At 70.2% G+C, this 23832-nt stretch carries 26 protein-coding genes and 1 tRNA gene; 13 read left to right on the top strand and 14 right to left on the bottom strand.

The window, feature by feature from the left end; genetic code table 11:
- Nucleotides 1–30: 30 nt before the first annotated feature.
- The gene (locus B4V04_RS11615; protein ID WP_498231778.1) at nucleotides 31–1995 is read right to left on the bottom strand and encodes a S9 family peptidase; all 1965 of its coding nucleotides are present in this window, start codon (nucleotides 1993–1995) and stop codon (nucleotides 31–33) included.
- Nucleotides 1996–2254: 259 nt separating this feature from the next.
- Nucleotides 2255–2329: transfer RNA gene (locus tag B4V04_RS11610), tRNA-Arg, on the bottom strand.
- A gap of 102 nt (nucleotides 2330–2431) precedes the next feature.
- On the opposite strand from B4V04_RS11610, the gene B4V04_RS11605 reads away from it, so the two are divergent.
- Together B4V04_RS11605 and B4V04_RS11600 are read left to right on the top strand one after the other, a co-directional pair.
- Complete coding sequence (locus B4V04_RS11605; RefSeq protein ID WP_498231776.1) at nucleotides 2432–3058, top strand: AAA family ATPase; 627 nt, start codon at nucleotides 2432–2434, stop codon at nucleotides 3056–3058.
- Nucleotides 3055–3507, top strand: a complete 453-nt coding sequence (locus B4V04_RS11600) for an RNA-binding domain-containing protein (RefSeq protein WP_498231774.1) — start codon at nucleotides 3055–3057, stop codon at nucleotides 3505–3507. The genes B4V04_RS11605 and B4V04_RS11600 overlap by 4 nt, the downstream gene beginning before the upstream one ends.
- Before the next feature lie 36 nt (nucleotides 3508–3543).
- Here the strand turns inward: B4V04_RS11600 and B4V04_RS11595 are convergent, their stop codons facing one another.
- The 5 genes from B4V04_RS11595 to B4V04_RS11575 all read right to left on the bottom strand — a co-directional run bounded on the left by B4V04_RS11595 (nucleotide 3544) and on the right by B4V04_RS11575 (nucleotide 8053).
- Nucleotides 3544–4122, bottom strand: coding sequence for a DUF7978 family protein (locus B4V04_RS11595; protein WP_498231772.1), 579 nt, complete (start codon nucleotides 4120–4122; stop codon nucleotides 3544–3546).
- A 93-nt stretch (nucleotides 4123–4215) separates the two neighbouring features.
- Entirely contained in the window at nucleotides 4216–4809 is a 594-nt protein-coding gene (locus tag B4V04_RS11590) for a GNAT family N-acetyltransferase (protein ID WP_498231770.1), read from the bottom strand.
- 103 nt (nucleotides 4810–4912) lie between these two features.
- The gene (locus tag B4V04_RS11585) at nucleotides 4913–5830 is read right to left on the bottom strand and encodes a DMT family transporter (protein WP_498231768.1); all 918 of its coding nucleotides are present in this window, start codon (nucleotides 5828–5830) and stop codon (nucleotides 4913–4915) included.
- Nucleotides 5831–5930: 100 nt separating this feature from the next.
- The gene (locus B4V04_RS11580; protein WP_498231766.1) at nucleotides 5931–6602 is read right to left on the bottom strand and encodes an ArsR/SmtB family transcription factor; all 672 of its coding nucleotides are present in this window, start codon (nucleotides 6600–6602) and stop codon (nucleotides 5931–5933) included.
- A gap of 134 nt (nucleotides 6603–6736) precedes the next feature.
- The gene (locus B4V04_RS11575; protein ID WP_498231764.1) at nucleotides 6737–8053 is read right to left on the bottom strand and encodes an MFS transporter; all 1317 of its coding nucleotides are present in this window, start codon (nucleotides 8051–8053) and stop codon (nucleotides 6737–6739) included.
- A 168-nt stretch (nucleotides 8054–8221) separates the two neighbouring features.
- On the opposite strand from B4V04_RS11575, the gene gpmI reads away from it, so the two are divergent.
- Nucleotides 8222–9793: a 2,3-bisphosphoglycerate-independent phosphoglycerate mutase gene (gene gpmI / locus B4V04_RS11570; RefSeq protein ID WP_498231762.1), complete on the top strand. Its 1572-nt coding sequence runs from the start codon at nucleotides 8222–8224 to the stop codon at nucleotides 9791–9793.
- Between the two features lie 10 nt (nucleotides 9794–9803).
- On the opposite strand, the gene B4V04_RS11565 is transcribed toward gpmI, so the two are convergent.
- On the bottom strand, nucleotides 9804–9926 hold the full coding sequence (locus B4V04_RS11565) for a hypothetical protein (RefSeq protein ID WP_498231760.1): 123 nt from the start codon (nucleotides 9924–9926) through the stop codon (nucleotides 9804–9806).
- A gap of 127 nt (nucleotides 9927–10053) precedes the next feature.
- Nucleotides 10054–10596 carry a hypothetical protein gene (locus B4V04_RS11560; protein ID WP_498231758.1) on the bottom strand — a complete coding sequence of 181 codons (543 nt, stop codon included), beginning with the start codon at nucleotides 10594–10596 and terminating at the stop codon, nucleotides 10054–10056.
- A gap of 286 nt (nucleotides 10597–10882) precedes the next feature.
- On the opposite strand from B4V04_RS11560, the gene B4V04_RS11555 reads away from it, so the two are divergent.
- From B4V04_RS11555 to B4V04_RS11535, 5 genes are all read left to right on the top strand, one after another.
- Nucleotides 10883–12025: a thiolase family protein gene (locus tag B4V04_RS11555; RefSeq protein WP_498231757.1), complete on the top strand. Its 1143-nt coding sequence runs from the start codon at nucleotides 10883–10885 to the stop codon at nucleotides 12023–12025.
- A 47-nt stretch (nucleotides 12026–12072) separates the two neighbouring features.
- Complete coding sequence (locus tag B4V04_RS11550) at nucleotides 12073–12660, top strand: DUF655 domain-containing protein (RefSeq protein WP_498231755.1); 588 nt, start codon at nucleotides 12073–12075, stop codon at nucleotides 12658–12660.
- Between the two features lie 45 nt (nucleotides 12661–12705).
- Complete coding sequence (locus B4V04_RS11545; RefSeq protein WP_498231753.1) at nucleotides 12706–13632, top strand: 16S ribosomal RNA methyltransferase A; 927 nt, start codon at nucleotides 12706–12708, stop codon at nucleotides 13630–13632.
- A gap of 209 nt (nucleotides 13633–13841) precedes the next feature.
- Complete coding sequence (locus B4V04_RS11540) at nucleotides 13842–14963, top strand: mechanosensitive ion channel family protein (RefSeq protein WP_498232455.1); 1122 nt, start codon at nucleotides 13842–13844, stop codon at nucleotides 14961–14963.
- Nucleotides 14960–15577, top strand: coding sequence for a HemK2/MTQ2 family protein methyltransferase (locus tag B4V04_RS11535; RefSeq protein ID WP_498231752.1), 618 nt, complete (start codon nucleotides 14960–14962; stop codon nucleotides 15575–15577). The genes B4V04_RS11540 and B4V04_RS11535 overlap by 4 nt, the downstream gene beginning before the upstream one ends.
- Before the next feature lie 7 nt (nucleotides 15578–15584).
- Here B4V04_RS11535 and B4V04_RS11530 read toward each other — a convergent pair whose 3' ends face one another.
- Nucleotides 15585–16502, bottom strand: a complete 918-nt coding sequence (locus B4V04_RS11530) for an ABC transporter substrate-binding protein (protein WP_498231751.1) — start codon at nucleotides 16500–16502, stop codon at nucleotides 15585–15587.
- A 111-nt stretch (nucleotides 16503–16613) separates the two neighbouring features.
- On the opposite strand from B4V04_RS11530, the gene B4V04_RS11525 reads away from it, so the two are divergent.
- The 3 genes from B4V04_RS11525 (at nucleotide 16614) to B4V04_RS11515 (ending at nucleotide 19534) form a co-directional block, all read left to right on the top strand.
- Nucleotides 16614–17615, top strand: coding sequence for a 5-methyltetrahydropteroyltriglutamate--homocysteine methyltransferase (locus tag B4V04_RS11525; RefSeq protein WP_498231749.1), 1002 nt, complete (start codon nucleotides 16614–16616; stop codon nucleotides 17613–17615).
- Nucleotides 17615–18685 carry a methionine synthase gene (locus B4V04_RS11520; protein ID WP_498231747.1) on the top strand — a complete coding sequence of 357 codons (1071 nt, stop codon included), beginning with the start codon at nucleotides 17615–17617 and terminating at the stop codon, nucleotides 18683–18685. The genes B4V04_RS11525 and B4V04_RS11520 overlap by 1 nt, the downstream gene beginning before the upstream one ends.
- 99 nt (nucleotides 18686–18784) lie before the next feature.
- Nucleotides 18785–19534, top strand: a complete 750-nt coding sequence (locus tag B4V04_RS11515; protein WP_498231745.1) for a sugar phosphate isomerase/epimerase family protein — start codon at nucleotides 18785–18787, stop codon at nucleotides 19532–19534.
- Between the two features lie 43 nt (nucleotides 19535–19577).
- Here B4V04_RS11515 and B4V04_RS11510 read toward each other — a convergent pair whose 3' ends face one another.
- From B4V04_RS11510 to B4V04_RS11500, 3 genes are all read right to left on the bottom strand, one after another.
- The gene (locus B4V04_RS11510) at nucleotides 19578–20087 is read right to left on the bottom strand and encodes a universal stress protein (protein WP_498231744.1); all 510 of its coding nucleotides are present in this window, start codon (nucleotides 20085–20087) and stop codon (nucleotides 19578–19580) included.
- Nucleotides 20088–20191: 104 nt separating this feature from the next.
- A complete protein-coding gene (locus B4V04_RS11505) occupies nucleotides 20192–21004 on the bottom strand; it encodes a DUF7547 family protein (RefSeq protein WP_498231742.1) in 813 nt (270 codons plus the stop codon).
- Nucleotides 21005–21062: 58 nt separating this feature from the next.
- The gene (locus tag B4V04_RS11500; RefSeq protein ID WP_498231741.1) at nucleotides 21063–22166 is read right to left on the bottom strand and encodes an NADH:flavin oxidoreductase/NADH oxidase; all 1104 of its coding nucleotides are present in this window, start codon (nucleotides 22164–22166) and stop codon (nucleotides 21063–21065) included.
- Between the two features lie 153 nt (nucleotides 22167–22319).
- On the opposite strand from B4V04_RS11500, the gene B4V04_RS11495 reads away from it, so the two are divergent.
- Nucleotides 22320–22481, top strand: coding sequence for a hypothetical protein (locus B4V04_RS11495; protein ID WP_498231739.1), 162 nt, complete (start codon nucleotides 22320–22322; stop codon nucleotides 22479–22481).
- A 57-nt stretch (nucleotides 22482–22538) separates the two neighbouring features.
- Here the strand turns inward: B4V04_RS11495 and B4V04_RS11490 are convergent, their stop codons facing one another.
- On the bottom strand, nucleotides 22539–23327 hold the full coding sequence (locus B4V04_RS11490; protein WP_498231738.1) for a sulfite exporter TauE/SafE family protein: 789 nt from the start codon (nucleotides 23325–23327) through the stop codon (nucleotides 22539–22541).
- A gap of 100 nt (nucleotides 23328–23427) precedes the next feature.
- Here B4V04_RS11490 and B4V04_RS11485 point away from each other — a divergent pair, with 100 nt between their 5' ends.
- A complete protein-coding gene (locus tag B4V04_RS11485; RefSeq protein WP_498231736.1) occupies nucleotides 23428–23820 on the top strand; it encodes a CopG family ribbon-helix-helix protein in 393 nt (130 codons plus the stop codon).
- The last annotated feature ends 12 nt before the right edge of the window (nucleotides 23821–23832 follow it).

Here is a 23832-nt window from a genome sequence, read left to right as displayed (position 1 = left end):
GGGACCGCACGACGAAGGGGCGTCGGAGCCCTACTCCGGCGGCTCGTACGGCCGACTGCTCCCGTCGTCCGGGAGCTCCCGCAGGTATTTGGCGAACAGGTCCGCGACCCGCGTGTACGCGTCGAGGACGTTCTCTCGCTTCCCGAATCCGTGCGGCTCGCCCTCGTACCGGCGGAGCTCGTGGCGGACGTCGTGTTTCTCCAACTCGTCGACCAGCTGCTCCGACTGGCTGATCGGGACGCGGGCGTCCGCCTCGCCGTGGAGAACCATGAGCGGGTCGTCGATGTCGGGAACGGTCCGGATCGGGCTCGCGTCGCGGTAGGCGTCGAGGTCGGAGACGAAGTCGCCGAGCTCCCGCTTGAGGAGCTGCCAGCCCACGTCGTCGGTGTCGTCGACGAACGTCTCGTAGTCGTACACGCCGTAGAAGGCGGCGCCGGCGCGGAACCGGTCGCTGTTACCGAGCGCGTTCACGGTCATCAGCCCGCCGCCGGAGCCGCCGAAGATCCCGACTCGGTCGCCGTCGACGGCGTCGTATCGCGCCGCCGTCGCGTCCGCGGCGCGGATCACGTCGTCGAGGTCGCCGCCGCCCCAGTCGCCGTCGTTCGCCATCCGGAACGCCCGGCCGAAGCCGTCGGAGCCGCGGTAGTTCGGGCGGACGACCGCGTAGCCGAGCGCCGCGAAGTAGGCCGCCCGGTGGTCGAAGCCGAAGCCGTCGAAGGCTGTGGGGCCGCCGTGCGGCTTCACGAGCAGGGGGACCGAGTCGGGCTCGGCGTCGTCTCCGCCGTCCGAACCGTCGCCCGCGTCCGTGTCCGGCAGGTGGATCACCGCGTGGACCTCGGTCCCGGCCGAGTCGTAGGTGAACGCCTCCGGCTCGGGGAGCCGCGCCGCGAACCCCGCCGTCGCCGACGGTGTGAGCCGTTCCCCGCTCGCCGCGTCGACGACGGCCGGGGGCTCGGTCGGGGTCTCGCGCACCGACACCACCCGGTCGCCGTCCCAGCGCGGCGCGCCGTGGATCGCGTCGCCCGAGGCGAGGACCGTCACGTCGTCGGCCGTCTCGGGGTCGGTCTCGGCGCCCGCCCCGGGGCCGGCGTCCGCGAGCGCACCGTCGACGTCGACCGCGTGCACGTGCGTTCGACCGTCTCTCGTGGCGGTGACGGCGAGACGGTCGCCCGCGTCGTTCCACTCGGGCGCCGCGATCTCCGTCTCCGGGACGCCGTAGATTGGGGTCGGCGAGTCGCCGCTCTCGTCTCCCTCGTCGGCCGCGGCGCCGCCGTCGATCCCGTACACCGCGTCGTAACCGCTCCCGTCGTGGACGAACGCGACCGCCCCGTGGTCGCCGGGGCGGGGGCGCGGGCAGGCCGCCCGGACGCCCGGCTCGGCGAACAGCTCCGTGACTCCCTCCTCGTCGCCCTCGCTCTCACCGTCGTCACCGAGCGGGACGCGAACGAGCGCGGCCTCGTAGTCGAACAGGTCGGCGTGGTCCGAGCGGGTCGCGACGACGCTGTCTCCCTGCCAGTGCGGGTCGGCGTAGAGGGAGTCGTCGTTCGCGATCGCCTCGACGCGGTCGCCGTCGGGCGAGACGACCGCGAGGCTCGCCCGCGAGAAGGCGTCCGTGACGACGGCGATGCCGGGCTCGCCCCACGCGAGCCCCGAGATGCCGCCCGACAGGTCCGTGAGCACCTCGACCGCGCCGGTGTCCGCGCCGACGGTCGCGAGCTCGGCGTCGGCGGTGACGAAGGCGATCCGGTCGCCGTCGGGGCTCCAGTCGAGCCACCGGGCGTCGGTGCGACCGTAGCGCATGGCCGAGACGCCCTCGCTCGTGAGTCGGACGTCGTCGCCGTCGGCCGCCAGCCAGAGGTCGGTGGTCAGCTCGCGGTTCTTCGCGTAGGCGATCCGCCCGTCCGGCCCGACCGCGGCCTGCACGACGCGGTCCGCGACGGCCGTGTCGGCGAGCAGGCCGTCGTAGTCGGTGTCCCTGAGGTCTCGTCGGTACACGCGTGGGTCTCGGGCGAGCGGGTACTTGGGCGTGTGGCTCGCGGAAAGGCGGCGTGCGGGATGCGCTGCCGACCGGGAAAACGTACGGGCACAGTGGGATTCGAACCAGAATCAGACGTGCTCGCTCCCTGCTCGCGGCTCCGCCGCTCGCTTACCGAGGTGCTCACTTCGTTCGCACCTCGCATCGCTCGCTGCGCGCGACTGATGGGGTTCGAATCCCCTGCGAGCCGGTTCGCTCGTCGCTTCGCTCCTCGCTGTACGGGCACAGTGGGATTCGAACCCACGACCGTCGGATTAGAAGTCCGACGCTCTATCCGAGCTGAGCTATGTGCCCTCACCTCGTCTTCTACCGCCCGATATAAAAAACGCCGACGGTTCGCGCCGCCGGGCGGCGCCAACAGCAGACCTAAGTCCGGCACGGGACTACTCCGCGCCAATGAACGTCATCGGAACCGTCGGGCTCCCCGGGAGCGGGAAGGGGGAGGCGGCGAACGTGGCCGAGGCGGCGGACATCCCGGTCGTCGTCATGGGCGACGTGATCCGGGCGGAGTGCCGCCGCCGCGGGCTCGACCCCGCCGAGCACCACGGCCGGATCGCGCGGGCGCTCCGCGAGGAGGAGGGCGACGACGCCATCGCCGCCCGCACGCTCCCGCGGATCCGCGAGGCCGCCGCCGAGAGCGACCGGGACGCCGTCCTCGTCGACGGACTGCGCTCCACCGTCGAGTTAGAGCGCTTCCGCGAGGCGTTCGGCGACGACTTCACGCTCGTGGCGATCCGGGCGCCGTTCGAACTCCGCGCCGAGCGCCTCGACGCCCGCGGCCGCGACGACTCCGACTCCGACCTGGAGGCGCTCCGCGAGCGCGACGCGCGCGAAATCGAACTCGGTCTCGGCGACACCCTCGACCGCGCCGACGTCGAGGTCGACAACACGGGGACGCTCGGCGAGTTCCGGAGCCGCGTCCGGGAGGTGCTGGGGGTCGGAGCAGAGGGAGCGGAGCGGGACGAGGAAGAGGAGGAAGCGGAGTCGACGGCGACCACGAGCGCCGGAGGTGACGCCGCGTGATCTACAGCGTCGACGTGCGGATCGAGGTCCCGGTCAACGACACGGAGGTGACAGACCGGGTCTTCGACGCGGTGCGGAACGTGTTCCCGGACGCGGAGCCGGTCCACGAGGACGGGAAGCTCGTCGCCGAGGCGCACACCCTCGACGCCTTCTCGGACGTGCTCCACGAACAGGAGATCCTCGACACGGCCCGCCGGGTGTTCCTGCGGAACAGCACCGACGAGGGGTTCGCCTTCTCGCTGAAGAAGCAGGCGGCGTTCGAAGGGATCGTCAACTTCGCCGTCGGGGAGTCGGACGAACTGGGCGAGATCGACGTCGACGTCCGCGTCCGCGAGCCCGACGTCGAATCGTTCATCGACTACGTCGCGCCGGAGACCGACGAGGGGCGGCCCGTCGACCCCGTCCGTGAGTACGGCGATCGGATCGAGCCCGACGAGGGCGACTACTGAACGCCGAGCAACTGACCGACTCGCAGTTTATACCTCTCAGTCGCTCAGCAGCGTCGCGCCCGCACCGCCGATCGCGCCGAAGACGGCCGGGTACACCGCGCCCGCGAGCAGCACGGCGGTGATGAGATCGGGAGCGACCGTCCCGTCGCCGACGGCGTAGCGGAAGAGGAACGCGCCGATCGCGGCCAGCGGGAGGTAGCCCGCGACCACGAACGCGCCGGGCTTCGCGCCGTCGACCGGCTCGCGCTCTCCGGCGACCCGGCTCGCGACGAGCCCGGCGACGACCAGCAGGACGGGCGGAACGACGTACAGCAGGGTCAGCGAGCCGCCGTCGGCCTGCGAGATGAGGTTCGTCATCTGCGAGCCGCCGATCAGCGACGGCACCCGGGTGTCGACGAAGTGCCCGTTGTAGAACACCCACCCGACCGCCTGCCACGTCGGGATGGGGTCGCCGCCGAACAGCTCGGCGAAGACGTTGAACCCCGCCAGCTGGTCCTCTATCGCGCCGGCCTGCGTGACGTACGCGAACAGGTAGCCGAGGAGGTACGCGGCGGCGCCCGCGGCCGCGCCGCCGACGATTTCGCTCGTTCCGCTCGTTCGGTCGGGGACTGACATGCACCCGGAGTCGTTTCGGCCGTGGTAAGTGTTTGTTGGCTCGCGGTGAGCGAGTAAAAAACGCGACTCAGGCGCCGGAACCACCGGAATCGGTCAGCTCGTCGCCTCGCGCCACTCCCCCTGCGAGATCGTGTAGCGCACCTCGTCGTGCACGCTCCCGTCGAGGAAGGTGAGGGTGTTCCGCAGGCGGCCCTCGCGGCGGCCGCCGAAGCGGTCGACGTACCGCTCGACCGCGCGCCGCGAGTTGTCGTTGTCGGGGTGGTGGCTCACGGCGACGACCTCCAGGTCGAGGTCGTCGAACGCGACCGCGACGAGCGCCCCGGCGCGCTCGCCGGAGTACCCACGACCCCAGAACCGCTTGCGGAGCCACGTGCCGAGCTCGGCGGTCCGGGTGTCCCAGTCCACCGAGAAGCCGCCGAAGCCGGCGATCTCGCCGGCGCCGTCCTCGCCCTCGCGGGGGCGGATGACGTAGCTCGCGGCCTCGTCGTCGTCCCACCGCTCGCGGCCGCGTTCGAGGAACTCGCGGGTCTCCTTCTTCGTCTCGTGGGGGTCCCACGTGACGTACTGAGTCACCTCGTCGATCCCGGGGTCCGACGAGCAGATCCGGTAACACGCGTCGAGGTCGACGTTCTCGGGGCGCCGGGACTCCAGTCGAAGCCGATCCGTCTCGATCGTCTCGGGGAACATGGCGGCCACTCTCGGGGGAATCGCCTAAAAGGATCCCCGAGAATGAGACGCGTTTACATTTTACAGGGAGCGGGAGACGGCGACGGCCGCGGGAGCGACCCCGTCAGGCGAGCCCGTACCGCCGGAGCGCCGACCGCAACGCCGCCCGCTTCACGAGCGCGAAGCCGACGCAGATGATCAGGAAGCCGGCGACCGTGTTGAGCGTGATCCCCTCGCTCAGGAACACCCAGCCGGCGACCGCGGCGAAGATCGGGGCGACGTACGAGACGAGGTTGATCTCGATGGGCCCGAGCCGGTCGAGCAGGTCGAAGTAGATGAGGAAGCCGAGCCCGCTGGCGGCGATCGACAGGTACGCCAGCGCCAGCACTCCCTCCGTCGTCCACGCGACGTCGGCGACCGACTCGCCGAGTCCGACCGACAGCACGTGCATCAACAGGGCGCCGGCGATCATCGACCACGCCTCCATCGTCTCGATCGGGATGTCGGCGTCCGACGCGCGGGTGAGCACCGACCCGAGCGCGAACGAGGCCGCCGCGAGCAACACGAGGAGCTTCGCGACCGTGCCGCCGCCGGTCAGGTTCGCGGGGTCGGGCGCGGCCAGCACGACCGCGCCGACGAGGCCGACGAGGAGGCCGACCACGCCGACGAGGGTCAGCCGCTCGGAGGGGAGGAAGGCGCGGGCGAAGACGGTCGTCAGCACGGGCGAGAGACTGACGATCACGGCTGCGACCGCGCTCGTCACGGCGGGGTCCGTCTCGCCGATAAAGAGGAACGCGTGGTAGGCGGCGATGATCAGCGTCGCACCGACCGCGACGACGGCCCACTCGTCGCGCCCCCGGGGGACCGGGTCGTCGACGACGTACGCGGCGTACGCGAGCATGACGACGCCGGCGACGTCGTACCTGAGCGCGGCGAACAGCACCGGCGGGAAGTACGCGAGGCCGGCCTTGATCGCCATGAACGCGGAGCCCCAGACGGCGGCGAGGACGAGGAACAGCGCGAGGTCCCGTGCTCGGCTCACACGCGTCCTCCTCCGGGCGCGGTTCAAAAGGTTCCGGAAGCGGCCGGGCGTGCTGGGAGACGGACGTGCGGGCGACGTGGGAGCGCGAACGGCCGACGCGCTACCGGACTCGGTAGCTGTCGGCGTCGCCGTCGGCCTCGCGGGCGAGGACGCCGACGTCGGCGAGACGCCCGAGCGCGTCGCCGACGGTCTCCTCGCGGGCGCCGACCTCGTCGGCCACGGCCGCGGGCGTGCCGTCCGTCTCGATCACCGCGGCGAGGATCGCGGCGTAGAAGCGGCTGTCGGCCTCCGTGCCGAGCCGCTCGTCGATCTTCGCGAGCGTGTCCTCGACCCGGCCCTGCACCCACCGCTGGGCCAGCGAGAGCTCGCGGTCGAGGTCCTGGAGGCGGGCGTACTCCCCCGCGAGGTCGGCGATGTCGTTCGACGTGCCCGAGCCGTCGGGCGCCTCGATACTGAGGTGGGGACACCGCCCGGACATGTCGAGGCTGTTCTTGGCCGGGTAGGCGCTCTTCGCGCCGAAGCCGTACGGGGAGACGCTCACTTCCAGCCTGAGGCTGCGGGTGATACGGAAGTACTTCCGGCGCTGGTCGTCCGTCGTCGACTCGATCAGGCCCGCCTCCTCGAGCTTTCGCAGGTGGTCGATAACGGCCTTCGGGCTCACGTCGAGGTACTCCGAGATCTCCGTGACGTAGCAGGGCTTGGTCGCGAGCAGCCGGAGGATGCGCCGCCGGTTCTCGTTCCCGAGGAGATCGAGCAGTACCGCGGAGTCCATTAACGTATGGTTAGCGTCGCGAATATAAAAGACTGCCTTCCTCGGCGAGCACCGTTGTCCACTGAGAGGGTTCGTCCCGTCTGTGACCGTGCTCGCACGCTCGAGTTCCGTGACGACGTGGACGATCGAGGGCGTCACTCGGAGTCGGCTTCTCCGGAACCGACGTAGATCTCGTCCGATAACAGCAGCGCGATGGGGATCGCCGAGAGAACGACCAGCCCCGAGATCAACAGGAACGCGCGACGCAGCCCCGCCGTATCCCCGATCCAGCCGACGATAGCGGGCGATGCCGAGGAGAGGACGAGCGCCCCGGTCCAGAGGTATCCGAACGTGCGACCCTCGCTCTCGGCCGGCGCGATGTCCGAGACGATCGCGTCTCGCGCCGGATTGAGGCCCCAGAGACTGCCGCCCAAGACGACGAGAACGAGAAACAGGACTGGCGGCGAAAGGACCGTCTCGGAGAGAACGGCCAACGTGGACGCGCCGACGACGAGGAACCCGAGTAGCACGTGCCGCGAGTCGTACCGATCGATGAGCCTGCCAGTTCCGATCTGGACGCCACCGGCGGTTACCAACAACACCGAGTAGTAGAAGCTCGCCGTCGATTCCGGCGTCACGGCGAACCCGCTGATCGAGAAGGAGTAGCCGTATTCGCTGGTAATGAACTCCGGGAGGAACACGGTCGTCCCCGCCGTTGCCACGAGCTGGAGGACGAACGCGACGAAGACGGCCGAGATCGGGTACAGGAACAGTCGACGGTCCGCGTCCCGGATCGAGGGTCCACCGGCGGACTCAGCTCCGGTCGACGACCTCGGTGCCGCCGACCTCGGGGGACGCGTCTCGAACGCGCCGAGGGTGGAGAAGAGGTACCCGGCGTACAGCAGACCGACGATCCCGAAGACGACGAGGATCTCCTCCCATCCCGTGAAGAGCAGTCCGACGCCGACGAGCGCGGGTGCGACACCCTCCCCGAACGATCGGGCGGATCCCCACATCCCGAGGACCGTCCCTTTGCGCTGTTCGGGCACGTTCTGGCTGATGAGCGGGTATCCGATCGGGTGGAGCGTGCTCGATCCGAGTCCGACGACCAGCATCACGGCCAACATGCCGACGAACTGGCCGTTCACCGTCGTCCCCGCGATCGAGGTCTCGAACCCGAGGACGTTCATCCCCGGGAGCAGGGGAAAGACGGCGAAACTCGCGCCCATCAGAGCGATCCCCGTCGGGAGCATGAGCCGACGGTCGTATCGGTCCGAGAGGTGTCCCATCGGTGCCTGTCCGACGGCGGAACCGAACGTCTGAGCGCCGAGCAACACCCCCAGCTGCCACAGGGGAAACCCGAACGCTACCGCCCATATGGGTATCAGCGGAGGGAACGACCGCTTCAGGAAGTGATCCATCCCGTGAGCCCCGCTGATCACGAAGGCGAAGCGACGTTCCTCGTCCTCCATCTGGTAGGTGAGCGTCTCGATATCGACACATAACCTCACCGGTCTCAGCGACGCTCCGCCCGGGTCTGTTACACGATCGAAACGCCGCCGCGGTCGATCGGTCCGGTCGGCTCGAACCCTTCGGACCGGAGCGAAGGGTAGTTACCCGGGGGGAGCGGAACGAGGCGTATGGAGACGGCGCTCATCGTTCTCGACGGTTGGGGACTCGGCGGCGGAGCGGGAGGCGGTGACGGCGAGGACGGCGAGACGGCCGACCCCTCCGGGCGACCGGCCGGCCGTGACGCGGTCGCGGCCGCCGACACGCCGACGTTCGACGACGCGACCGCGCGCGGCGCGGACGGCCGGCTCGTCGTCCACGGCCGGCGCGTGGGGCTCCCCGAGGGCCAGATGGGGAACTCGGAGGTCGGCCATCTGAACATCGGCGCGGGGCGCGTGGTCAAGCAGGCGTACACCCGGATCACGGACGCGCTCGCGGAGGGCTCGCTCTCGGACAACGACGCGATCGCCGGCGCGCTGGAGCACGCGGAGTCGACCGGCGGACGGGTGCATCTCATGGGGCTCGTCTCCGACGGCGGCGTCCACTCGGACGTCGAGCACCTGCTCGCGCTGATCGACGCCGCGGCCGACGCGGGCGTGCCGGCGACGACCCACGCGTTCACGGACGGCCGCGACACCGCCCCCGAGATCGCCGACCGCTTCCTCGCCGAGGTGGAGGCGAAGGCCGCGGAGCGCGGGACCGGCCGCGTCGCGACCGTCACTGGACGGTACCACGCGATGGACCGCGACGAGAACTGGGAGCGGACGAGGAAGGCGTACGACGCGATCGTCGAGCGCGAGGCGCCCCACCGCGCGGAGACGGCGGTCGAGGCCGCGACGCAGGCCCACGCCCGCGGCGAGACCGACGAGTTCATCGAGCCGACCCTCGTCGGCGACGAGCCGGCGCTGGCCGACGGCGACGCGGTGATCTTCTTCAACTTCCGGGCGGACCGCGCCCGCCAGCTCGTCCGACTGCTCACCGACACCCGGCCCGAGTGGGAGTTCGAGCTCGACCAGCCGGACGTCCGGCTGACGACGGTGACCGAGTACGACGAGACGTTCGAGTTCCCGGTCGCGTTCCCGCCGGAGATCCCCGAGAACACGATCGGAGAGGTCGTCGCCGACGCGGGGCTCACGCAGCTCCGGATCGCCGAGTCGGAGAAGTACCCGCACGTCACCTACTTCCTCAACGGCGGCCGCGAGGTGAAGTTCCCGGGCGAGCTGCGCGAGATCGTGGAGAGCCCCGACGTCTCCACGTACGACCAGCAGCCGGAGATGTCGGCCCCCGAGCTCACCGACGAGGCGATCGGGATCATCGACGGCGAGGATCCCGACCTGATGGTCCTCAACTACGCGAACCCGGACATGGTGGGCCACACCGGCGACTTCGACGCCGCCGTCGAGGCGGTCGAGGCCGTCGACGCGCAGCTCGACCGGCTCCTCGACGCGGTCGCCGACGCGGGCGGACACGCGGTCGTGACCGCCGACCACGGCAACGCCGACGACATGGGGACGCCCGAGGACCCCCACACCGCCCACACGTTCAACCCGGTCCCGTTCGTCTACCTGACGCCCGACGGCGATGACGGCGGGCGCGCGGTCCGCGAGGGCGGGTCGCTGTGCGACATCGCCCCGACGCTCGTGGACCTGATCGGGCTCGACCGCCCCGCGGAGATGACCGGCGAGCCGCTCCTTTCCGAATAGTTCTGGCCGTTTAACGCCACTCAGTCGTCGCGGTAGCCTCCGCGCCCGAGGACTCACCTTCCGAGCCGTGCCTCGGATCGAAGGTCGGTCGCTCGACGCCGAGCAGTTCGTACGGATCCGCGTCGTCCGGCATCGGTGACTCGTATTCGTCGGCGTCGCCCGGCGGCGTATGTCTCCTCGAAGGCGGTTTGCGGGTGCTTCCAGATGTCCAGTGCGAGGTCGGCGAACCGGCTCCGGCCTCGGTTACTGTGAACGTACCTCTACTGGTTAGAGGGGTTCTCTGGACGTGTTAGTTTATTCCCGAATCCGCCCTCAACGTCGACGTGGTACTCCCAGTCCCCTCCGAAGGTCTCGGGGCGATCCCCGGTGTACCGCGGGTCGGTTTTGTGAACGATGGTGTAGTTGTAGTTGCCGTTGTCGTCGTAGCCTCGGCAGTTGATCTGGTTCTTTACCCAGCCGGAGTCGAGGAACGGGTCGTTGTCGAACGTGCCCCGGTACTGCACCTTGTAGTAGCAGTTGGTGATGGTGGATTGGTCGAGTTCGTCGAACCCGCTCACGGTTCCCTGCGTGCGACCGTCGCCCAGATCCCAGTAGTGGTCACCGTTCGCGTCGTAGGCGTACCGCGACTTGTACGCCCCTGTGACGACTTCGCCTTCGTCGGGAATCCCGTTGTCGTCTTCGTCTTCGAAATTGCTTTTCGTCGTTTTGCCGAGCGCGGTTCCTACCGGGACGGCTCCGAGTGCCGCTGCCCCTGCGACACCGTGGAGCAGTCGGCGACGAGTCGTGTTGTCGGGGTTGATCATGTTGAGCAGCAGCCATGATGACAGGACAATAGATAAACATTTCTTCCGTTTTGCGTTACTGTCTGATAATTTGGTAAGAGACGGAGAAGAGCATACATCACCGTAGCGGATTCAGCTGTGATCGCCCGCGGAACGGCTCGGTGCTACGCTGGCCAACCGTCAGCAGCAACTTCCCTCGAAAATACCACTTATTAAAAGGATACACAGAGTCGATAAATCGTAAACTCCGGGCATATTTCCGGCGGTTCCACGGCCATTTAAGAGCGTCACCGGTCTCTGATCGATCATGACAGACGAGACCACACCGGTGATCGCCGCAGCCTACCGAACGCCGCAGGGGAGAGACGGAGGCGTCTACGAGGACGTCCGCAGCGAGGACCTCTCGACGAGGCTCATCGACCACACGCTGGCGGAGACGGGGCTGACGAGCGACCACGTCGACGACCTGATGTGGGGCGTCGCCCAGCAGCGGACCGAGCAGGACAACAACGTCGCCCGCGTCATCGCGCTCCTCTCGGAGCTCGGCGAGTCGGTGCCGGCGACCTCGATCAACCGCTGGTGCGCCTCCTCGATGCAGGCGATCATCTCCGCGTCGGACGCGATCGCGGCGGGGAACCGCGACTGCGTCGTCGCCGGCGGCGTCGAGAACATGAGCCGCGTCCCGATGGACGGCGACTCCTACCAGCACCTCCACCCGGAGCTGTCGGAGCGGTACAACGTCTTCCAGCTCCAGATGGGGATGACCGCCGAGAAGGTGGCCGAGGAGTACGACGTGAGCCGCGAGGCGCAGGACGAGTACGCCGCGCGGAGCCATCGGCGCGCCGCCGAGGCGACCGACTCGGGACGATTCGACGACGAGATCGTCCCGGTCGAGACGGACGACGGGCTCGTCGAGGAAGACGAGGGGATCCGCCCGGACACGACGGCCGAGAAGCTCGCCGAGCTCCCGCCCGCGTTCACGGGCGACGGGACGGTGACGGCCGGCAACTCCTCGCAGATCTCCGACGGCGCCGCCCTGACGCTGGTGACGAGTAAGGCGTTCGCCGAGGACCACGGGCTCGACGTGCTCGCGGAGGTCGGCACGAACGCGGTCGCCGGCGTCGACCCCACCGTGATGGGGATCGGGCCGGTGCCCGCGACCCGGAACCTGCTCGACCGCTCCGGGCGGTCGATCGACGACTACGACCTAGTCGAGCTCAACGAGGCGTTCGCCTCCCAGTGCGAGTACGCTCGGCGCGAACTCGGCGTCGACGCGGAGCGCTACAACGTCAACGGCGGCGCCATCGCGCTCGGCCACCCGCTCGGCGCCTCCGGGGCGCGGCTCCCCGTCACGCTGCTCCACGAGATGGAGAAGCGCGACGCCGGCCGCGGGCTCGCGACTCTCTGCGTCGGCTTCGGGCAGGGCGCCGCGATCGAGTTCTCGCGATAGGCCGGCGCGGCAGCGGTTTTTTCACCGTACGGTGCGGTAAAACGAGTATGAGCGATCCCGAAACCGACGCGCCCGACGCGGCGGACGACGAGGAGGGCCCGGTCGCCGTCCTGTTGGACGTGTTGCCGAACGGGCGGCCGGACGACGACCGTCCGCCGTCGCGGAAGTCCCCGGTCGCGTACGGCCTCGGGACCGACTCGTTCCGACTGTACGAGCTGGATCTCGGCGAGGACGCCGCGGCGTCCGTGAGCGATCGGCTCGCGCTCGACGGGCCGGCCGTCGGCCGGTACCGCGAGGTGTCGTACGACGACCTCACCCGGAACGCGGCCGCGGAGGTGGAGTACGCGGTCGAGGCGATCGTCGAGGCCGACGAGGAGCGCTTCGTCGACTTCTACAACGAGGCCGGGCCGATCACCCTCCGCCTCCACCAGCTCAACCTCCTCCCGGGCGTGGGCAAGCAGCTCCGGAACAACGTCCTCGACGAGCGCAAGCGCGGCCCCTTCGAGAGCTTCGCGGAGGTGTCCGAGCGCGTCTCGGGGCTCCACCGCCCGCGCGAGGTTATCGTCGAACGGATCGTCGAGGAGATCCGCGAGGACGACCTGAAGTACCGGACGTTCGCCGGCCGCGAGGAGTGAGCCTCGAAACGGGACTTTTACCCGGAGCGCCGGTCTATCGCGGCCATGACCGACCTATCGACGGGTGAGGCCGCGGCGTACGGGGACCGCGACCCCGACGCCCTCGCGCGCCGCGCCGGGGAGCGCGCGAACCCCGATCGCGACCAGCACTTCCTCGTCGACGACCGCGTGCTCGACCGGATCCCGGGGTACCTCCCGGACGACGCGGACGCGAGTCACCTGCTGGAGATCGGCGGGGGCGCGGGCGCGCTCACCGACCGACTGCTGGCGGTTCTCACTGCCGACGACCGCGACGGCGACGCCGAGCGCGACGCCGACGACGCTCCCGGCCGCCTCTCCGTCGTCGAGCGCGACGGGACGTTCGCCGCCTTCCTCCGCGAGGAGTTCGCGGCCGCGATCGACGACGGCCTCCTCGACGTGATCGAGGGCGACGCGCTCGACGTCGACCTCCCCCCGTTCACCGCCTGCGTCGCCAACCTCCCGTACGGCGTCTCCTCGGAGATCGCCTTCCGCCTGCTCCCCGAGGGGAGGCCGCTCGTGTTGATGTTCCAGGCCGAGTTCGCCGAGCGCATGGTGGCCTCGGCGGGCGAGTCGGAGTACGGCCGCCTCTCGGTGTCCGCCCAGCACTACGCCGCCGTCGAGATCGTCGAGCGCGTCCCGAAAGAGGCGTTCGACCCGCAGCCCGCCGTCGAGAGCGCCGTCGTCCGGTGTACGCCTCGCGACCCCGACTACGAGGTCGGCGACGAGGCGTTCTTCCTCCGGTTCGTGAAGGCGCTGTTCACCCAGCGGCGCAAGACGGTGCGGAACGCGATCCGGAACACCGGCCACATCTCCGGGCTGGACGAGCCCGAGGCCGTCGTCGAGGCCGCCGACGAGGAGCTGCTCCGCCGGCGCCCCGGCACGCTGGAGCCGAGCGCGTTCGCCGCGCTGGCGGAGCTGGCCCGCGAGCACGGCGCGCCGACCGAGGTGTGATCGCGGGGATGACGCTCGCGATCGCCCAGTCGACGCTCGCGGACGTCGTCCTCGCGGTCGGCTCGCTGTCCGCCGGCTCGCTCCCCGTCGCGACGCTCCCGGAGCTGCTGACCGCCGGCGGCAACGCCACCGGTCCCGTGGGGGGCGTCTACGACACCCTGACCGAGAACGTCAGGCGCACCCTCGCCTCCGTCCTGATAGTCGCGGCCGTGCTCGCCGTGCGGCTGCTCACCGCGTGGGCGAAGCGGCGGGACGGAGAGCTCACCTCGACGCAGCGCCTGCTGCTCTCGGCGTCCGTCGGCGCCGCCACCGCGCTCGGCGCGCTCTCGCTGCTCGCGGTGTGGGACCGCAGCGGCGCGCTCCTCGACGCGTTCGAGGCGGCCGCGATCACGGACCAGCTGTCGAACGTCGTGCTCGCGGTGGTGCTCCTGGCGAGCGCCTACGCCGTCACCGACTTCCTCGGCGGGGTCATCCGCGAGCTCTCCGCCGAGAGCACCGTCCTCACCGACCACCAGGAGGAGGTGGTCCGGCGGCTCACGCAGCTGACGGTGTACACCTTCGCGCTGCTCGTCGTCGTCGGGCTGTTCACCGACAACGTCGGCGGACTCCTCGTCGGGGCGGGGTTCCTCGGGATCGTGGTCGGGATGGCCGCCCGGCAGACGCTCGGCGCGGTGCTCGCCGGGTTCGTGCTGATGTTCTCCCGGCCCTTCGAGGTCGGCGACTGGGTCGAGGTCGGGGACCACGAGGGGACGGTCACCGAGATCTCGATCATGAGCACCCGGCTCCGGTCGTTCGACGGCGAGATGGTCACGCTGCCGAACGACGACGTGCGGTCGGGCTCGATCGTCGACCGGTCGCGCCGGAACCGCCTGCGGATCGAAGTCGAGGTCGGCGTCGACTACGCGACCGACCTCGAGCGCGCGGCGGCGGTGATCGAGGAGGCGATCGCCGGCGTCGACGACGTCGCCGCGATGCCCGAGCCGGACGCCGTGACGAAGCGGTTCGACGACTCGGCGGTCGTCCTCGGCGCCCGGTACTGGATCCGGAACCCGAGCATGCGGAAGCGCTGGCGCACGCAGACGGCCGCGATGGGCGCGATCAAGTCCGCGCTGGAGGCCGAGGGGATCGTCATCCCGTTCCCGCAGCAGACGCTCTCCGCGCGGGAGGAGGGCACGTCCGGACCGCAGCTCGACGCGTCGGTCGAGGGGCGGGCGGCGACGCGGGGCGGCGGCAACCGAAGCGACGGCGGCGAGACGGCCGACGGGTCGGGTGACGGAGGCGGCGACGCGACTGCCGGGTCCGGCGACGACGGCGAGGGGGCGGACGAGTGAGCGACGAGGGCGCTCCGGACGGGGATCCCGCTCCCGGGCCCGACCTCGCCGCGCGCCGCGGCGTCGACGACGCGGTCGTCTACCAGCCCGCCGAGGACTCCGGACTGCTCGCCGAGGCGGCGGTCGAGGCCGCGCGCGGTCGCGTGCTGGAGGTCGGTACCGGCTCCGGCTGGGTCGCCGCGCGGATCGCCGCGGAGCGCGACCTGGACGTGGTCGGCGCCGACCTCAACCCGCACGCGGCGCGGCAGGCCCGCGAGCGCGGCGTCGAGGCCGTCGTCGCCGACCTCTGTGCCCCGTTCCGCGCGGACGCGTTCGACACCGTCTGCTTCAACCCGCCGTACCTCCCGACCGACCCCGACAACGAGTGGGGCGACTGGATGGAGCACGCGCTCTCGGGCGGCGAGTCGGGCCGGGAGCTGATCGAGCCGTTCCTCGCCGACGTGGGACGCGTCCTCGCGCCCGGCGGCGTCGTCCTGCTGCTCGTCTCCTCGCTGACCGGCTACGAGGAGGTGCTCGCGCTGGTCGAGGCGGCCGGCTTCGAGGGCGAGGCCGTCGTCGAGGAGTCGTTCCCGTTCGAGACGCTCACCGTGCTTCGGCTCGACCGGCGGGAGTGAGTCGGTTTTACCCGTCCTTCGGGACTCCCGCCACGGGGTCGACGCGCCGCACCTTCTCGCCGTGATCCCCGAATCGATCGGGGTGGATCACCGCCGCCAGCGCCTCCAGCGTGTCGACGACGCGGTGGCTGTGGCGGTTCAGGTAGGCGATGCCGTCCATCGCGTACACCCGGCCGTCGCGCACCGCCGCCACCTCGCCGAGCGACTCGCGCTCCAGCAGGTCGAGGGCCGCGCGCTCGGCCTCGCCGACGTCGGCGCTACAGGGCCCGATCACGACGACCTCCGGGTCGAAGGCGCGGAGCTCGTCGGGGGTCACCTTCCGGGACCGCTCCCCCGACGCGACGAGCCCGGGCTCCCCGCCGGCGATCCGGATCAGGTCGGTGACCCAGAGCCCGGCGTGGCGGAGCGGGTCGGTCCAGTCGAGGACGGCGACGCGGGGGCGGGGCTTGCCCTCGCTCGAGGAGACCGCGTCGGCGACGGCGTCGATCCGGGCGTCGAGGTCGTCGCGGAGCTCGGCCGCGGCCGCCGGACGGCCGACCGCCTCGCCGACTCGCTCGACGTTCGCGAGGACGTCGTCGAGGTCGTCGGCGTAGACGTCGAGCACCGCCGCGTCGAGGTCGAGCCGCTCGACCGCCCGGCGGGCGAGCCCGGCGTCGAGCGCGCACACCGCGCAGACGCCCTGCGTGAGGATCACGTCGGGATCGGCCGCGGCGAGCCGGTCGCCGTCGAGGTAGTAGGTGTCGTCGTGCGCGGCGATCCGGTCGAGGTCGGCGGGGTCGGCGTCGAGATCGCGGACGAGCCCGGTGAGGGTCGGCCGGTCCTCGACCGCCGGCGGACGGTCGCACTGGTGGGAGACCGCGGCGGGGACCGCGCCGAGCGCGGCCGCCAGCTCGGTCGCGGAGGGGAACAGGGAGACGACGCTCATGGGGATCGGTCCCCGACCAGCGGCTTAACCGTTCGGCCCGCGGTCGGTAATAACTATTGGGCATAAAATACATTAGCAAATATTATACGGCGGCATATCGAACGACTGGTGATGACTGAACGTGTCGCGGCCACGCCGGGGCTGTATCCGCTCCCGGACTGGGCGAAAGGGACGCTCTCGGACCTCAAGGGCCACCAGAAGGGGGACCTACTGAGCGGCGACGAGAGCGAGGCGATCGTCGAGCAGTACGACGAGGTCCGCGCGGAGTTCGTCGACGACCAGCTGGACGCCGGCCTCGACCGCGTCGTCGAGGGGCAGGGCCGGTGGGACGACATGATCGCGCACCCGCTGACGGTGCACGATTCGGTCGAGACCGGCGGTATCGTGCGGTACTACGACAACAACAACTTCTACCGCGACCCGCGCGTGGTCGACGACCTCGACTTCTCCGGCGACGTGGCGCGCGAGCTGGAGTCGGCCGAGCGGCTGATCGACGGCGAGGCGCCCCTCGCCGCGACGCTGCCGGGCCCGTACTCGCTCGCCGGCCTCGCGAGCGACGAGCACTACGGCGACGAGGCGGCGTTCCAGGCCGCGATCGCCGAGTTCCTCGCGGGCGAGGTCGAGGCGTTCCCCGCCCACGAGACGCTGTTTCTCCTGGAGCCGTCGCTGGTGACGAACCCGCCCGCCGAGGGCGCGGAGTCGACGGCGACGGACGCCATCGCGACGGTCGCCGACGCGACCGACGCCGACGTGGTGGTCCAGACCTTCTACGGCGCGCTCGGCGAGAAGCTGTACGCGCACCTCGTCGACGAGGCGGGCGCCGACGCGCTCGGGCTCGACCTCGTCGCCGGCGACCGCGACGACACGGTGTACAACGTCCAGGAGTTCGGTTCCACCGACTCGCTCGCGCTCGGCCTCGTCGACGGGCAGAACACGCTCGTCGAGGAGCCGGAGACGGTCGCGGAGCGGGTCGAGTGGTTCGAGTCGCAGATCCCCGCCGAGGGGTTCGATCGGACGTACCTCACCCCGAACACCGAGCTGTTCTACCTGCCCGCCAACAAGTACCGCGCGAAGCTGAACGCCCTGGCCGCCGCCGCGGAGGTGCTCGACTAATGGCCCGAAACCCCGAAGCCAACCGCGAACAGTTCCGCCCGAACGACCACCCGAACGACGCGTTCCTGCTGACCACCGTCGTCGGCTCGTACCCGAAGCCGAAGTGGCTGAACCGGGCGGACGAGCTCGTCGACGACCCCGACTCGAAGTTCGACGCCGAGGACCTCGAGGAGGCCCACGACGACGCCTGTCGGCTGATCACCCACGAGCACGAGCGCGCCGGGCTCGACACGGTCGTCGACGGAGAGATGCGCCGCAACGAGATGGTGGAGTTCTTCGCCGACCGCATCGACGGCTACGAGTTCAACGGCCCCGTGAAGGTGTGGGGCCACAACTACTTCGACAAGCCGTCGGTCGTCGAGGAGGTCACCTACGAGGAGCCGTGGCTCGTCGACGAGTTCGAGTTCACCTCGGACGTCGCCGAGCGACCCGTCAAGGTCCCTATCACGGGGCCGTACACGCTCGGCTTCTGGGCGTTCAACGAGGCGTACCCCTCCACCGAGGAGCTCGTCTACGACCTCGCCGACCTCGTCAACGAGGAGGTCGAGAAGCTGGTCGAGGCGGGCGCGCGCTACATCCAGATCGACGAGCCCGCGCTGGCGACGACGCCGGAGGACCACGCCATCGTCGGCGAGGCGTTAGAGCGCATCGTCTCGGGCATCGACGAGGAGGTCCGCATCGGGCTCCACGTCTGTTACGGCGACTACTCGCGGATCTACCCCGAGATCAACGACTACCCGATCGACGAGTTCGACGTCGAGCTGTGTAACGGCGACTTCGAGCAGATCCCGACGTTCACCGACCCCGAGTTCGAGCCCGACCTCGCGCTCGGCGTCGTCGACGCCCACACCGCCGAGATCGAGTCCGTCGAGGAGATCAAAGAGAACGTCCGGCAGGGGCTCCGCGTCGTCCCGCCGGAGAAGCTCACGATCTCGCCCGACTGCGGGCTGAAGCTGCTCCCGCGCGAGATCGCGTACGGGAAGACCGAGAACATGGTGACCGCGGTCCGCGAGATCGAAGCCGAGATCGACTCCGGCGCGATCGACGTCGAGAACCCGCTCGACGACTGAGGCGGCGATCGGCCGCGCCCGGCTCGACCGCCTCGGCGACACCGCCGGCCGCACCGGCCGCGCCACTACTTATAACACGCCGCCGTCCCCACCGCCGACATGGAGATCGGTCTCACCGTCGGCGACGACCTCGACCGGCTCGCGGCGTCGCCGTCGCGGTTCGACTTCTGCGAACTCGGGGTCGGCGAGCCGACGCTCGTGCCCGGCGATATCGACCCCGAGCGGCTCGACGACGCGCTCGGCGGCCACGAGCTGCTCGTCCACCTCCCCTACAGCCAGCGGCTGGCGAGCTACGTCCCAGAGGTGAACGACGCCATCGTCGACTACCAGCGCAGACTGTTGGAGGCGGCCGGCGAGCTGGGCGCCGAGAAGGCGGTGCTCCACGCGACCTCCGCCGACCGCGACGACGTCGAGTTCCGCGACGTCGCCGCCGAGCAGCTCCGCCGCGTCGCCGACGCCGGCCGCGAGGCGGGCGTCGAGGTCGTCGTCGAGAACGTCGGCCACCAGCACGCGGGGCTCCAGCTCTCCGTCCTCGGCGAGATGGCGCGCGACACCGACACGCCGGTCTGCTTCGACGTGGGACACGCGTACATGGAGGGCGGCGACAAGGCGATCGAGCGGTTCCTGCGCTCTCACGGCGACCGCGTCTCGCACCTCCACTGTCACGACGTGCGCCGCCGGGGCGACACCCATCTCCCGATCGGCGCCGGCGAGGTGGACTACGAGAGCGTCGCGGCCGAGCTCGACGGATTCGACGGCACGGTCGCGCTGGAGGTGTTCACCGACGACGACGCCCTGCTCGTCGACTCCGCGGAGCGCGTCGCGTCCCGGCTGGGCGCGGAGTTTTAGAGATGCCCTCGTTGAAGCCCTCCACTACGAATCGGGTTCGGGTTCAGTTGGGGAAGTAAAAGTCCGATTTCGGGTTGTCGTGCGAGGAGGCGTTCCTGAGTTTGGCGATCTTCGCTGGACTTCGGTCGCGAACGATGACAACGTCGTAGGAGTCCTCTGCTGCGACAGTTCCCGCGACGCTGCTCACTGCGGTGACGAGATGACCGGCGTTTTCGCTCCCGAGGAAGACCATTGATGCGTCTTCGTCTCGCGCCACCTTTCGCAGACATTTCGAGATGGTACCGGAGGGAGCGTACCGATCGACGACTTTGTGACGGAAATCAGCGCTCGGGCACAGATCGGTTACCTGTTTATGTAACGTCGAAACGACGGATGTCAGATCGAACTCCTCGTCCCGTTCGATCCAGTCGCGTTCCCTGGCGTAGTCCCGATTCCCGTTCGGGATAACACTCACAGCCAGCACGTCCTCGTCGAATACGCTCCCGAACTCGGTGGCGCGGACGAGCGCTGCTTCGGCCAGTCCAGATCCATCGAACGGAACGACAATTGTCATACCTCAGTATTGTCCGGTGTACGAGAATGTCTTCCGGTGTTTCCCGCCAACGAGAAACCGACAACCGCGTGCAGTCCGTCGTGTAACCACCGACGTTGCGGCCGTCAGGCCGATTCGGGGCCGGGGTCGTCGTCTTCTCCTCCGTCGTCCGTAGCCTCTCCGTCGGTGCCCGTGGCCTCTTCCCCGGCGTCCCCTGCCTCGTCGTCGAACTGGCGCTTGATGGACTCCAGCTCCGACTCGACGTCGACCTCGGGCGCGCGGTCGTCGCCCGGGTCGTCCGCCTCACCGCCTCCATCGCTCTCGCCGTCCGCGTCCGGGTCGGTCACGTCGATCCGGACGCCGCGGTCGTCGTCGGCCGAACCGGTGGCGTCACTGTCGCCGGTCTCGCGTCGCCGCTCCTCGCTCCGCCCGTCGGGCCGGTCCCGTCGTCCGCGACGCGCGGCGTCGGCCTCCCGGCGGCCCTCATCGATCCGCGATTCGATCTCGGCGGTGAGGTCGCGGGCGTCCTCGATGATCGACCGGGAGGCGGCCTCTTCGGGGAGGTCGGCCTCCGAGAGCGCGGTCCGGAGCTCCGAGAGCGACCGCGCGAGGCCGGCGCTCGCGCCGTCGCGGACGTCGGCGAGGCGGTCGGCCGTCGCGCCGGAGTCGTCGGCGAGGCTCCGACCGGGGTCCGCGAGCCGGAGCGTCCCGCGGAGCAGTTCGAGCGACTTGATCGTCGTCTCCAAGAGGGCGATGATCGTCGGGATCGTGTACTGCTCGGTGAACCGGAGCAGCTCGGAGAGCCGGGGCGGCCGCGGCGGCCCCGGGCGGTCGCGTTCCGTGTCCCGGAGGTCGCGCCGAAGCTCGCTGAGGACGTCCTCGAGCTCGTCGAGCCGCTCCTCGAGCTCGTCGTCGCGTCGGTCGTCGCGGGAACTCATACCCCTGAGTATGCGACGCGCGGATAAAAAGCCCGGCCGACGCGAGAGCGCGGCGCGCTCAGTCGAACCGGCCGCGCCGGTACTGCACCGGCCACTCGACCTCCGCGCCGAGCTCGTGGGCGGCCTCCAGCGGCCAGTACGGGTGGCGGAGCATCTCGCGGCCGAGCGCGACGAGGTCGGCCCGGCCGTTTCGGACGAGGGCGTCGGCGTGGGTCGGCTCCGTGATCCCGCCGACCGCGGCGACGGGCACGTCGGTCCCCTCGCGGATCGCCTCGGCGTACGGCACCTGATACCCCGGGCCGGTCCCCGGGAGCCGCTGGTCGGGGTGGATCCCGCCGCCGGAGACGTCGATCAGGTCCGCGCCGGCCTCGGCGAGCAGCGGGGCCAGCCGCACGGAATCGTCGACGTCCCACGAGTCGCGGTCGGGCAGCCAGTCGGTCGCGGAGATCCGGACGAAGACGGGCTTATCCTCGGGCCACACGTCGCGGACGGACGCGACGACCTCGCGGACGAGCCGAGTCCGGTCCTCGAAGCTCCCGCCGTACGCGTCGTCGCGGTCGTTGGTGACCGGCGAGAGGAACTGGTGGAGGAGGTAGCCGTGGGCCGCGTGGACCTCGGCGATCTCGAAGCCGGCGTCGAGCGCGCGCGCCGCGGCGTCGGCGAACGACTCGATCACGTCGTCGACGTCGTCGCCGTCCATCCGGCGGGTCGCCGCGGGCCCGCCGCTCCCCGCGCGGTCGCCGTCGGGGTACGGCTCGTCGGTCGCCGATATCGTCTCCCACCCCGCCGGGTCGTCCGCGGGGATCGGGTCGCCGCCCTCGGCCGGCGGGCGGTGGGAGGCCTTCCGACCCGCGTGCGCCAGCTGGATCCCGGGCGTCGCGCCCTGCGACCGAACGAAGTCGGCGATCGGCTCGATCGCCTCGGCGTGTGCGTCGGACCAGATCCCGAGACAGCCCGGGGTGATCCGACCGCGCTCCTCGACCGCGGTCGCCTCGGTCATCACGACGCCGGCGCCGCCGACCGCGCGGGAGCCGAGGTGGATCCGGTGCCAGTCGTTCGCGAACCCGTCGTCCGCGGAGTACTGGCACATCGGCGACAGCATCACACGGTTCCGGAGCTCGGTGTCGCGCAGCGTCAGCGGCGCGAAGAGCGAATCCGTCATCGTCGGAGGGGACGGCCGCCGCCGGGTAATGCGCTCCGATTCCCCGCGCGGATCACCGCGATCGCACCGGTGCGCGGGTCACCGCCGTCGGGGGATCCCACTATTTTAGGCCGACCGAAACCTATAACCCCCCGTACCCCTGACGGAGTGGTAATGAGCACTGGGGACCGGATCGAGCGCGGCGCCGAGGAGTCGGCGGACGCACGGCCGATCGTCGCGGCGAGTCGCTGTTCGCCCGACCGAACCGTCTTCGCGGAGCAGGGGAACACCGAGGCGTGGATCGCGACCGACCTCACGGTCGAGTTGGAGCGGTAACGCGGCGAGACCCCTCTCTTTCTTTCGTCTCATCGGGTCTGACAGCGGGTCGTTCGGCTAGAACACTCCGGTGACGAACCCGAGCCCCATCGCGACGAGGACCGCGGCCGAGAAGACCGGGAGGTACGGCGCGTACCGCTCGACCCGCTCCTCGTGGCGCTCGTAGCCCGCGATCAACAGCAGCGTCAGGCCGACGATGCCGGCGATGACCGTGAGCGCGTACGCCGTCATCAGTTCGAGGCAGTGCGTCGAACCCGCACAGATGGCGATGATCTCGAACTCCTCCTCGTGGGCGAAGCCGAGCACGAACGCGAACCACGCGATGCCGAGGAGTCCGCGGTCGGCGGTGTCGTCGGGGCTCTCGTCGGAGTGAGTGTGATCGCCGTGGTCGCGCGAGTGGTCTCCTCCGTGGTCGTGCGAGTGGTCTCCTCCGTGGTCGTGCGAGTGCGCCTCGCCGCGCTCCTCCTCCGAGTGCCCGTGGCCGTGTCCGTGAGAATGCCCGTGACCGTGCGTGTACTCTCGGATCCCGAGCCCGATGAGCAACGCGCCGGCCACGAGGCTGACCGGACCGCCGATCTGCACGTCGCCGAACACCGTGACCGGATCGTTGATCTGCGTGAGCTCGAAATACCCCTTCGCGTAGAAGAAGACCCCCACCATCGCGACGCTGCTCACGAGGTGGCCGACGCCGATGATCAGGCTCGCCGCGAGCCCGTACGCCCACTTGTGCGTCCGGTCGAGGGCGTAGGAGGCCGCGACCGGCCAGCCGTGGCCCGGCTCGACGCCGTGGACGGCGCCGAGCGCGACCGCCCCGAGGAGCAGTCCGGGTGCGTCGCCGTGAAGCATTGTCGAACCCTCCGTGGAAGCCGCGCATAACGGTTGTTACTACCGGACCGGCCTGATCGTAATACTCGGGACTCTTAAGCGAGCGCGGCGAAGCCGACCCATGCGAACGAGCGTCAACGTGCCGGCGGACCTCCGCGACGAGTTCGACCGCGTCTGGCGGGAGGAGGGGCTCGACAACCGCTCGCGGGCGGTCCGGGAGGCGATGCGCGAGTACGTCGAGTCGCACGCGCGGCTCGAATCGATGACCGGCGAGGTGGTCGCGCTCGTCGGCTTCGACTACCGCCACCACGACGTGATCCGAGAGCTCCACGGCGTCCAGCACGCGTACCAGGACGTGATCCTCAACACGAGTCACACCCATCAGGGGGAGTGGTGTCTGGAATCTTTGTTCTGCCGCGGCGAGGCCGCGCGCGTCCGCGACCTGAGCTACCGGCTCCGCGACTTCGACGCGGTCAGCCGGGTGAAGGTCATGGTCATCCGCGACCGGGAGTGAGCGCGTTCGCGA

Source organism: Halorubrum sp. B52 (assembly GCF_059752555.1).
This window is presented reverse-complemented; position numbering and strand designations above follow the sequence as displayed.

Bases quoted from the DNA above. Each gene is read 5' to 3' on its own strand.
- B4V04_RS11605 (WP_498231776.1), top strand. From the start codon at position 2,432: ATGAACGTCATCGGAACCGTCGGGCTCCCCGGGAGCGGGAAGGGGGAG.
- B4V04_RS11595 (WP_498231772.1), bottom strand. From the start codon at position 4,122: ATGTCAGTCCCCGACCGAACGAGCGGAACGAGCGAAATCGTCGGCGGC.
- B4V04_RS11590 (WP_498231770.1), bottom strand. From the start codon at position 4,809: ATGTTCCCCGAGACGATCGAGACGGATCGGCTTCGACTGGAGTCCCGG.
- B4V04_RS11580 (WP_498231766.1), bottom strand. From the start codon at position 6,602: ATGGACTCCGCGGTACTGCTCGATCTCCTCGGGAACGAGAACCGGCGG.
- B4V04_RS11575 (WP_498231764.1), bottom strand. From the start codon at position 8,053: ATGGAGGACGAGGAACGTCGCTTCGCCTTCGTGATCAGCGGGGCTCAC.
- gpmI (WP_498231762.1), top strand. From the start codon at position 8,222: ATGGAGACGGCGCTCATCGTTCTCGACGGTTGGGGACTCGGCGGCGGA.
- B4V04_RS11565 (WP_498231760.1), bottom strand. From the start codon at position 9,926: ATGCCGGACGACGCGGATCCGTACGAACTGCTCGGCGTCGAGCGACCG.
- B4V04_RS11560 (WP_498231758.1), bottom strand. From the start codon at position 10,596: ATGATCAACCCCGACAACACGACTCGTCGCCGACTGCTCCACGGTGTC.
- B4V04_RS11555 (WP_498231757.1), top strand. From the start codon at position 10,883: ATGACAGACGAGACCACACCGGTGATCGCCGCAGCCTACCGAACGCCG.
- B4V04_RS11550 (WP_498231755.1), top strand. From the start codon at position 12,073: ATGAGCGATCCCGAAACCGACGCGCCCGACGCGGCGGACGACGAGGAG.
- B4V04_RS11545 (WP_498231753.1), top strand. From the start codon at position 12,706: ATGACCGACCTATCGACGGGTGAGGCCGCGGCGTACGGGGACCGCGAC.
- B4V04_RS11530 (WP_498231751.1), bottom strand. From the start codon at position 16,502: ATGAGCGTCGTCTCCCTGTTCCCCTCCGCGACCGAGCTGGCGGCCGCG.
- B4V04_RS11525 (WP_498231749.1), top strand. From the start codon at position 16,614: ATGACTGAACGTGTCGCGGCCACGCCGGGGCTGTATCCGCTCCCGGAC.
- B4V04_RS11520 (WP_498231747.1), top strand. From the start codon at position 17,615: ATGGCCCGAAACCCCGAAGCCAACCGCGAACAGTTCCGCCCGAACGAC.
- B4V04_RS11515 (WP_498231745.1), top strand. From the start codon at position 18,785: ATGGAGATCGGTCTCACCGTCGGCGACGACCTCGACCGGCTCGCGGCG.
- B4V04_RS11510 (WP_498231744.1), bottom strand. From the start codon at position 20,087: ATGACAATTGTCGTTCCGTTCGATGGATCTGGACTGGCCGAAGCAGCG.
- B4V04_RS11505 (WP_498231742.1), bottom strand. From the start codon at position 21,004: ATGAGTTCCCGCGACGACCGACGCGACGACGAGCTCGAGGAGCGGCTC.
- B4V04_RS11500 (WP_498231741.1), bottom strand. From the start codon at position 22,166: ATGACGGATTCGCTCTTCGCGCCGCTGACGCTGCGCGACACCGAGCTC.
- B4V04_RS11495 (WP_498231739.1), top strand. From the start codon at position 22,320: ATGAGCACTGGGGACCGGATCGAGCGCGGCGCCGAGGAGTCGGCGGAC.
- B4V04_RS11490 (WP_498231738.1), bottom strand. From the start codon at position 23,327: ATGCTTCACGGCGACGCACCCGGACTGCTCCTCGGGGCGGTCGCGCTC.
- B4V04_RS11485 (WP_498231736.1), top strand. From the start codon at position 23,428: ATGCGAACGAGCGTCAACGTGCCGGCGGACCTCCGCGACGAGTTCGAC.